Genomic DNA, 7,645 nt, shown 5'->3' with positions numbered 1-7,645 from the left:
CTCTCCGGAAACGCGCGGCGACGGCGGCCCCGGCCAGAGATGGCCGGGGCCGCCGCAAACAGCACCCAAAGCGCCCTCACGTCGCCGCTTCGGCACAGCCGAAGCGGCGACACACCTGCCCGACCACCTTCCCTGAGAAGTCGACCAGGTAGGGCGGAGCCGTGGACGCCTCCTCAGCCCCGCCCTCATCCGTATCGCGCTCACGACGTCACGGCGACCGGCGCAGGCTCACACTCGCACCACACCACTTTCCCGACCCCGCCCGGCCTCGGGAAATGCCCCCACTCAGTGGCGAGGGCACTCACCAGAAGCAGGCCACGACCGCATCCGGCGGTGAGATCGGTCTGCTGGAGCGCGGGCGGCTGATCACTCGCGTCGTGCACCTCGATGCGAAGCCGGGTGTCGTTGACGTCGAAGGACACCCAGATCAGCCACCCCGGCACGCCCGAATGCACCACGGCGTTCGCGACCAGTTCCGAGGTCAGCAGTTCGCCGACCTCGGAGAAGCGATGGCCCTCCGGCACGCGCTCGAGCAACGCGCGCAGCATCCGCCGCGCGAGCAGCGGAGACCGTCGGCTGCGCGGGAGCCAACAGCCACGAGACGCGGCGGGGTCGGCGGGCGGGTCGATTTCAGGCATGGCGGAGCCACCTCCGGTGGGGTCGCGCAGAGATTTCGGGCGAGATACGCCCGGCAACGGATCGAGGCATAGGAATGCCCGACAGCCGGCCCGCATTGATCACACTCTGTCGTGCGAGCGGCTACGCCATGTAGCATGCATCCGATTTAAGATCATCCGCAACGTTGCCTGAAGAAAAGGTGCGGCTAGCCGACGTTGCCCATGCGACTACTGTGAGCGCAGATTGACTGGTGATCAGAGGAGGTCGCGTGCAACCGGATCGTGTGGCGAGCGCGCCATCCACCGTGCTGGGACGGCAACTGGGCGAGGAGCTGCGCGGCATGCGAGAGCGTGCGGGCCTGAGCACCAGCGCGGTCGCCGATGCACTGGACTGCACCAAGGGCAAGATCTCACGCATCGAGAACGGCCGCAGTCCAGTTCGAACGCCGGATCTCACCGCGATGCTCCACCTGTACGGCGTCGAGGACCCGTCCGTTCACGAGCGCCTCGCCGAACTGGCCCGTACGGCGAACAAGCGGCGGCGTGGGAGCGGCTGGTGGAACGAGTACGGCGACGTGCTCGCGGACACCTACCGTGACTTCATCGCGCTCGAAGCAGTCGCGTCATCGGTGCGCACCTTCCAAAGCCAGATGATCCCGGCCCTGTTGCAAACACCTGACTACGCACGTGCGCTCACCGCAGCGGGTCGCCGGTGGAAACAGGCAGCAGAGATCGAACAGTTCGTGACAGTCCGCCTGATGAGACAGCAACGACTGACTGCCGATCCCCCGCTGTCCCTCTCCGTTGTGCTGGCCGAGGGCGCTCTGCGCCAGCAGATCGGCGGACCTGCTGTCATGCGAGATCAGCTCGAGCACCTGGTGCACGCCGCTTCCATGCCCAACGTTTCCGTTCGGGTGGTCCCGTTCAGCGTCGGTGCACACGCCAGCATGGCCGGGCCTTACGTGATCCTGGGCTTCCCGTCGGAGGCCGCCATGGATGTCGTCCTGCTGGACAACCCATCGGGCTCGATGTGGCTTGAGGGCACGACGGAGGTCGAGACGTACGTGGAGCTTTGGAACGATGTCTGCACCAAGGCCCTTCCGGCTGCGGAGTCCCTGGAACTGATCACCTCGATCGAGGAGCCCGACCGATGACCAAGACCTCCGATCTCCCAACCGTCATATGGCACAAGAGCTCCTACAGCGGCCCCGACAACGAATGCGTCGAGGTCGCGGACGGGATCCCGGGAGCGATTCCCGTCCGCGACTCCAAGAATCCTGGGGGCCCTTCCCTCCTCTTCAGTGCCGCCGCCTGGACCGCCTTCATCACTGCTGTCCGAAAGGGAGATCTCCCCAAGACACGCTGACCGGCGGCCGATCGGCCGCTATCCCTCGACCAGGTGGGCGAGCCGCGTGCGTAACGGCGCCTCGAGTTCGAGGCTGTCTCCTCGCGTGACTGTCTGCAGCAACTCGGTGATGACCACGAGCTCCGCGAACCTGCCCGCTGGGGTCTCCAGGACGTGGCCGAGCCGCCGCCGGATCTCAGCAGCGGTGTCAGGGACCAGGAGGCTGTAGGCGTGGAGGAGTGCCGCGTCGTACCCGGCAGGCGCGAGGCCCCAGCCCTCCCAGTCGAGGACTGTCAGAGCAGGGGCTGTGAGATTGGCCCAGTGCAGGTCCCCGTGGGCAGTCGTCCAAGCAGGTACCTTGGTGTCGATCGGCGTGCCCAGGTACTCGGGCATGGCACGGTCCAGGTATTCCTGCCGGACCGCCACCCGGTCACTGGAAACGCCAGCGATGGCATCGAGCGCGGTGACGAGTTCGTCCCACCAGGTGCCGTTCAAGTCCGGTGCCTCCCGGAGAACCGGCTCGTGGGTGGTGATGGTGGGGTCGGTGACCTTGTCGTACAACTCTGCCAGGTAGCCGTGCTCACCCTCGGTCCAGGTTCGCCGCTCCCGCAGGCGTGGCCTGGGCACCGCGGGCGGCATGAGCCGCTCCGCCTCCTGCGGCCCGTCCCAGAGCTTTCCGCCGGCCTTGTCGGCTGGAGCGGACACCAGACGGAGCCACGCCTCGCCTGACGGGGTGGCCACCGGACGACTGAACGTTCGCCCACGCCAGCCCCACGCTTCACGGGAGCCGACCGGCTTCGCGTCGAACACCGTTGCCGCTGTGGCGTGCACCCCGCGCATCCGCCTGGCGGTGTCCGGTTCAGGTTCCGAGTACATCAACGACCCTTCGAAGTACGTCCGGAGACAACGGCGGTCCGCCGACGGCTTCGACGGCCCGTGTCCAGTGTTCCGGGTTCCCCGTCGACAGGAGCACACGCTTCACCCCCGGGGCCGAGGCGACGACGGCCAGGGCCGCCTCGACGGGAGTCTTGCCAGGGGCGATCAGGCCGGACAGTTCCGGAGTCACCATGTCGGGGATCTCGCCGCCGTGGAGCGGAGCGGAGACGAACACCTCCAGCCCTGCCGCCAGGGCGTCGGCCAACGGGCCGTGTCCGTTGAGAGCCTGGGCGACGGGCGCGAGGTGGACGAGGGAGACCGGGAGTTGGATCGCACACAGGTGGTGGTTCGGCCCACCGGCCTTGACGGCGAGGTCGAGCAGAGTGCGGACGTCGAACAATCCGCTGCCGAATCCGCGCCAGGTCGCTACACCGTAGCCGCCGACGACCTGTTGGCCGCACGCCTCCTCCAGGGCCAGGAACGCGTTGAAGAGCCGATCGGTGATCTCGCCGTCCGCGCAGGCGTGCTCGGGGTTGTGCACAAACACCAGGTCGGGTTCCCGGCCGAGCATGAGACTGGTGCGCGCGAGCTGCCAGGCGATGTAGTCCGGGGTGAGGCAGTGCCCATGTTCGACCTCTGCCGAAGACAGGGCACCGGCTCGTACAGCGATGTGCCCGGCACCAGCCGGGACGAAGCCCACCTTCGTGGAGACGCACATGCTCGGGTGGGCAGCCAGCGTCCCAGCAAGTGACATCTCCGCCCGGCCGCCTGCGTAGTTGGGCGCCGTGTCCACCCAGTCGGCGCCTCGGGCGGCAACCATCTGCGCGGCCCCGGCCACATCGGGGCAGCGATAGGTACCGAGGCCCAGCCTCACCGTCATAGAACACCACCGATCGCGGCAACCTGACCGTCGACCAACTCCCTTACCACGCCGGCCGCCTGCCCGAGGGTGATGTCTGATGCCTGTGCGAGCTCGGCGAGCCGGTGGGGCTCCCCGTCGGAGAGGATCGCGAGCATCGACTCGGCCTTGGCGGCGAAGGTCCACGCCTCGCCACCGGCGGTCAGTCGAACGGTGTCGTCTGGCCCGGCCAGGATCGAGGACCGCGCCGTGACCAGACGCACCTGGAGGTCGGCGTCCGGCGGCGCCGCGCCGATGTACGGCAGTGACGGCACGAGCCGCGCACGCTCGGTGGCATCGCGAGCGGAGGAGAAGCGGGCGATCAGGTCGCCGCTCTCCAACTCGGCGGCAATGAGCTTGCCGAGGGAGTTCAGGAAGCCTCGTCGCTCCTCGGCGGTCCCGAAGCGCGGGAGGTCCGCCCGCACGGCCTCATGGGCGCGCAGCGTCTCCGAGAGCCACGTGATCAAGTCGGCACCCGTCGTACTCTGCAGCCCGCAGGTGACGTGCAGTGAGTGCTGCCCCTCGGAGGCTGCAACGGCGTGCCACCAGCCTCGAGGAAGGTAGAGCAGATCACCGGCGGTGAGCACCAGGTCTGCGACAGGCTCCTCGGGCGGCGATTCGGGCGTCTCGACGTCGCGGTGCATCGGCGCCATACGGGTGGGGCCGTAGATCCGCCAGCGCTTCGCGCCGTCGAGCTGGACGACGACCACGTCGTGATCGTCCCAGTGGACGCCAAAACCCTCGACGCCTGTCCAGGACGCGTACAGGTTGGCCTGCACACCGGTGCGCAGTCGGCGCTCAAGCTGGGATGCCAACCTGCCGATCCCAGCGTGCAGTTCATCGATGGCGTCCAGCACCAGGGTGGCCCCTTCAGCGAGACGCCGATGCAGTTCGGACGGCTGGAGCTGGTGCCAGACCGTGCTGCGTCGCGTGACGATCGGCCGGGAGTATCGGTGCGCCGGCACCTGCTCCCCGTTGGAGGCGAGGCGGAATCGCGGAGGTTCGAGCCGGTGATGAGTGAGGATGGTATTCAAGTCATCCCAGCTCATCAGCCCGTCGAGTGACGCGGCTTCGCCGCGAACGACCTTGTAGGTGCGGCCGAGTGTCCGGGCGAGGAAGTCGTCCCCGCCCAGACACTCGACCACCGAGAACTGCTCGGTGGCCATGGGAATCAGCCGTCAGTCGTTGGTGTCGGTACGGCCGGTGGAGCCGCCGTCGGACGGCTGCTCGCCACGCGAACGGGCCGCAGCGACCTTCAGGCGGGCGACCAGCAAGCCATCACCCTCCAACTCGGTTTCGTGCGTCAACTGTTCGGACATGTTGCGCTCCTTCGGAGATGGGTTCGCACCGGGATTCACCCGGCCGGCACCAACAGAAGCACCCCCAACACCGTTGAAACAGAGCAGAATTGGTGCATCGATGAGGTATCCGTGCCGCAAACCTGCACGCAACCAGGAGCGTTGTAACCACAGATGCCCGGACACAGGGAGATCTGGAATGGCTACCAGGCGGCACCGACTCATCCAGCGCAGGGAGGCTGTTGGCCACACTCAGGAGTCCTTGGCAGAAGCCATCCAGGTGGACCGCACGACCATTGGGCGCTGGGAGAACGGCAGAGGCTCGCCCCAGCCCTGGATGCGGCCGAAACTTGCCCGTGCCCTGAGAGTCTCGGTCGAGCAGTTGGCCGACCTGCTGGCGGCCTCTCCAGCAACCTTCGCCGTAGCCTCAACCTCCCGGCTCACAAACATCGAAGGCGACCTTGCAGCCTCCGTTGCGACCGACTCTGCGGAGTCCATGCTCTTCCTCCGCTTCTCGAGCGTCTCCAACGTGAACGACACGGTGCTGGAGCAGATCGACGCGGACATCGAGAGGCTGGCGGCGAGCTGTGTCAGCACTCCGGTGTCCGACCTGTTCCACGAGATCCGAGCACTACGGCAAGGGGTGTTCGACTTGCTCCGAGGACGCCAGCGTCCACTCCGGACAAGCCACCTCTACCTCCAAGCCGGACGCCTCTGTGGCCTGGCCACCCACGTTGCACTCGACCTCGGCCAGTACAGAGCTGCCGCCACGCACTCTCGAACAGCCTGGCATTGCGCCGAATTCGCCGACCACAACGGCCTGCGGGCGTGGGTCCGCTCCGTCCAATCCCTGATCGCCTACTGGCAGCAGGACCACCGCCAGGCTGCGGAGCTAGCCAGAGCCGGACTGCTGTTCGCCGACGGTGGAACGATCGCGGCCCGTCTGCTCAGCCTCGAAGCACGAGCCACTGCCGCACTCGGAGACCATGCGAGCGCACTACGAGCTGTGGAGACGGCCGGGGCGGCACGAAGCACGGCCACCGCCATCGATCTTCCCGGTGTGTTCACGTTCCCCGAGGCCAAGCAATGGGCCTACACCGGCACTGCTCTTCTCGCCCTTCACAGCCGACCACATGTGAACCGTGCCATCGAGGCATCCGCCAGAGCCATCGCCATGTACGAGTCCGCACCTCGGCAGGAGCAGTCCTCCGGCGACCTGCTGGCCGCTCACCTCGACCTCGCCAACGCCCATCTCGCACACGGCGACCTCGATGGTGTCCAGGCGAAGCTCGCGGTCGTCCTGGGCGCCGCACCGGATCGTCGAACGGCGAGTATCTCCAGCCGACTTCGGGCGTTGAGCGCTCTTCTCACAGAGCCCGCCTATTCGGGCTCCCCTTTGGCCTTGAGCCTCCGCGAGAATGTCGCGGAGGCCTGTGCCCGGCCCGCGCTCACGAACCCTCCGGAGTTGCCCCAGTGACGAGCAACACCTCGCAGCAGGATGCCGCAGTGACCGACAGGACGGTCCTCGCGACAAGCGCCTATGCCGACGGGCGACACCTGGCCGCACGCCAGTCGATCTACCGGTGGCAACAGCCGCAGTACGACCTGCCCGGGATCGTCGTCGAGGAACTGGCCGGGGTCAACGGCACGGTCGTCGACGTCGGGTGCGGCAACGGCAGGTTCATCGGCCGCCTGCACGCTGACCGGCCTGATCTCCAGGTCGTCGGCGCGGACCTATCGGCGGGAATCCTTGCCGGTGTCCCGATGCCGGCGGTGGTGGCCGACGCCCAGGCGCTGCCCTTCACCGACGGCAGCGCCGACGCGCTGCTGGCCCTGCACATGCTGTACCACCTGGGCGATATCGAGGCGGGAATCACCGAACTCGCCCGTGTCCTCCGCCCCAGCGGCCTGCTCATCGCCTCGACCAACAGCGACTTCGACAAGCAGGAACTGAACCAGCTCTGGGCCAGAGCCGCAGGGGACGTCCTCGGAATCCCCGAAGGCCCGTCCCGGGTCTCCCTCAGTTCCCGGTTCTCACTGGAGAAGGCACCCGACTACCTCGGGACGGCCTTCCGGAACATCCGGGTACGGGAACTGCCCGGCACCATCGAACTCACCGATCCCGCACCGGCCATCGCCCACCTGGCCTCCTACGAGGCCTGGGCCGACCAGAGCGGCGTCCCCTTCCACGAAACCGTCCACCGGGCCACCGAGATCGTCACTGCCACCATCGAGGCCCAGGGTTCATTCACCATCACATGCCTCGGCGGCATTCTGACCTGCCGCCCCTGATCCATCCCAAGCCCGTGTCCCGCTGCCCGCCGGAGCCTTCCGGCGGGCAGCGGGAACAGTCACATCAAATACCGCTGCGCAGGAAGTCGGCCTGGCCGACTTCCTGCGCAGCGCTTGAATTCCGGCGGCCCCGGCGTGGCCGGGGCCGCCGGGAGGTGTGCGTTTCCGGTGAGGGGGGGCGGGCGGGGAGATCGGTCTTTGGGGCGGGCCCGGGTGCTTGGCACTCGGGCCCGCCAAAATTTGTGCTTTGTTCCTGAAGTTTTGGGGCGGCCGGGCCGCCCGGCGCAATGCGGTTCGTTCCTTTTCGCCCAGGTGAAGG

9 protein-coding genes are annotated in these 7,645 nt (G+C 67.5%); 4 read left to right on the top strand and 5 right to left on the bottom strand.

Going from position 1 to position 7,645, the window contains the following annotated elements; translation table 11 throughout:
• Nucleotides 1–200: 200 nt before the first annotated feature.
• Nucleotides 201–638, bottom strand: a complete 438-nt coding sequence (locus ACIRRS_RS31410; protein WP_402977938.1) for an ATP-binding protein — start codon at nucleotides 636–638, stop codon at nucleotides 201–203.
• A 248-nt stretch (nucleotides 639–886) separates the two neighbouring features.
• Between ACIRRS_RS31410 and ACIRRS_RS31405 the strand changes: the two genes are divergently transcribed.
• Both ACIRRS_RS31405 and ACIRRS_RS31400 read left to right on the top strand, forming a co-directional pair.
• Nucleotides 887–1,771 carry a helix-turn-helix domain-containing protein gene (locus tag ACIRRS_RS31405; RefSeq protein ID WP_402977935.1) on the top strand — a complete coding sequence of 295 codons (885 nt, stop codon included), beginning with the start codon at nucleotides 887–889 and terminating at the stop codon, nucleotides 1,769–1,771.
• The gene (locus ACIRRS_RS31400; protein ID WP_402977932.1) at nucleotides 1,768–1,983 is read left to right on the top strand and encodes a DUF397 domain-containing protein; all 216 of its coding nucleotides are present in this window, start codon (nucleotides 1,768–1,770) and stop codon (nucleotides 1,981–1,983) included. The genes ACIRRS_RS31405 and ACIRRS_RS31400 overlap by 4 nt, the downstream gene beginning before the upstream one ends.
• 18 nt (nucleotides 1,984–2,001) lie before the next feature.
• On the opposite strand, the gene ACIRRS_RS31395 is transcribed toward ACIRRS_RS31400, so the two are convergent.
• The 4 genes from ACIRRS_RS31395 to ACIRRS_RS31380 are packed head-to-tail and all read right to left on the bottom strand — an operon-like array spanning nucleotide 2,002 to nucleotide 5,055.
• Nucleotides 2,002–2,838 (bottom strand): hypothetical protein, encoded by an 837-nt coding sequence (locus ACIRRS_RS31395; protein WP_402977929.1) that lies wholly within the window; start codon nucleotides 2,836–2,838, stop codon nucleotides 2,002–2,004.
• Complete coding sequence (locus tag ACIRRS_RS31390) at nucleotides 2,822–3,718, bottom strand: hypothetical protein (protein WP_402977926.1); 897 nt, start codon at nucleotides 3,716–3,718, stop codon at nucleotides 2,822–2,824. The genes ACIRRS_RS31395 and ACIRRS_RS31390 overlap by 17 nt, the downstream gene beginning before the upstream one ends.
• Entirely contained in the window at nucleotides 3,715–4,902 is a 1,188-nt protein-coding gene (locus tag ACIRRS_RS31385; protein WP_402977923.1) for a cupin domain-containing protein, read from the bottom strand. Before ACIRRS_RS31385 ends, ACIRRS_RS31390 begins: the two co-directional genes overlap by 4 nt.
• Before the next feature lie 12 nt (nucleotides 4,903–4,914).
• Entirely contained in the window at nucleotides 4,915–5,055 is a 141-nt protein-coding gene (locus ACIRRS_RS31380) for a hypothetical protein (protein WP_402977920.1), read from the bottom strand.
• Between ACIRRS_RS31380 and ACIRRS_RS31375 the strand changes: the two genes are divergently transcribed.
• Both ACIRRS_RS31375 and ACIRRS_RS31370 read left to right on the top strand, forming a co-directional pair.
• A complete protein-coding gene (locus tag ACIRRS_RS31375; RefSeq protein WP_402977917.1) occupies nucleotides 5,054–6,511 on the top strand; it encodes a helix-turn-helix domain-containing protein in 1,458 nt (485 codons plus the stop codon). The two genes, ACIRRS_RS31380 and ACIRRS_RS31375, sit on opposite strands and share 2 nt — an antisense overlap.
• A complete protein-coding gene (locus ACIRRS_RS31370; protein WP_402977914.1) occupies nucleotides 6,508–7,326 on the top strand; it encodes a class I SAM-dependent methyltransferase in 819 nt (272 codons plus the stop codon). Before ACIRRS_RS31375 ends, ACIRRS_RS31370 begins: the two co-directional genes overlap by 4 nt.
• Nucleotides 7,327–7,645 lie beyond the last annotated feature (319 nt).

The sequence above is a fragment of the Kitasatospora sp. NPDC101183 genome, assembly GCF_044767945.1.
GTDB lineage: Bacteria > Actinomycetota > Actinomycetes > Streptomycetales > Streptomycetaceae > Kitasatospora.
This window is presented reverse-complemented; position numbering and strand designations above follow the sequence as displayed.

Excerpts from the sequence above, each read along its gene's own strand:
- ACIRRS_RS31400 (WP_402977932.1), top strand. The coding sequence starts at position 1,768 with ATGACCAAGACCTCCGATCTCCCAACCGTCATATGGCACAAGAGCTCC.
- ACIRRS_RS31390 (WP_402977926.1), bottom strand. The coding sequence starts at position 3,718 with ATGACGGTGAGGCTGGGCCTCGGTACCTATCGCTGCCCCGATGTGGCC.
- ACIRRS_RS31395 (WP_402977929.1), bottom strand. The coding sequence starts at position 2,838 with ATGTACTCGGAACCTGAACCGGACACCGCCAGGCGGATGCGCGGGGTG.
- ACIRRS_RS31380 (WP_402977920.1), bottom strand. The coding sequence starts at position 5,055 with ATGTCCGAACAGTTGACGCACGAAACCGAGTTGGAGGGTGATGGCTTG.
- ACIRRS_RS31385 (WP_402977923.1), bottom strand. The coding sequence starts at position 4,902 with ATGGCCACCGAGCAGTTCTCGGTGGTCGAGTGTCTGGGCGGGGACGAC.
- ACIRRS_RS31410 (WP_402977938.1), bottom strand. The coding sequence starts at position 638 with ATGCCTGAAATCGACCCGCCCGCCGACCCCGCCGCGTCTCGTGGCTGT.
- ACIRRS_RS31375 (WP_402977917.1), top strand. The coding sequence starts at position 5,054 with ATGTTGCGCTCCTTCGGAGATGGGTTCGCACCGGGATTCACCCGGCCG.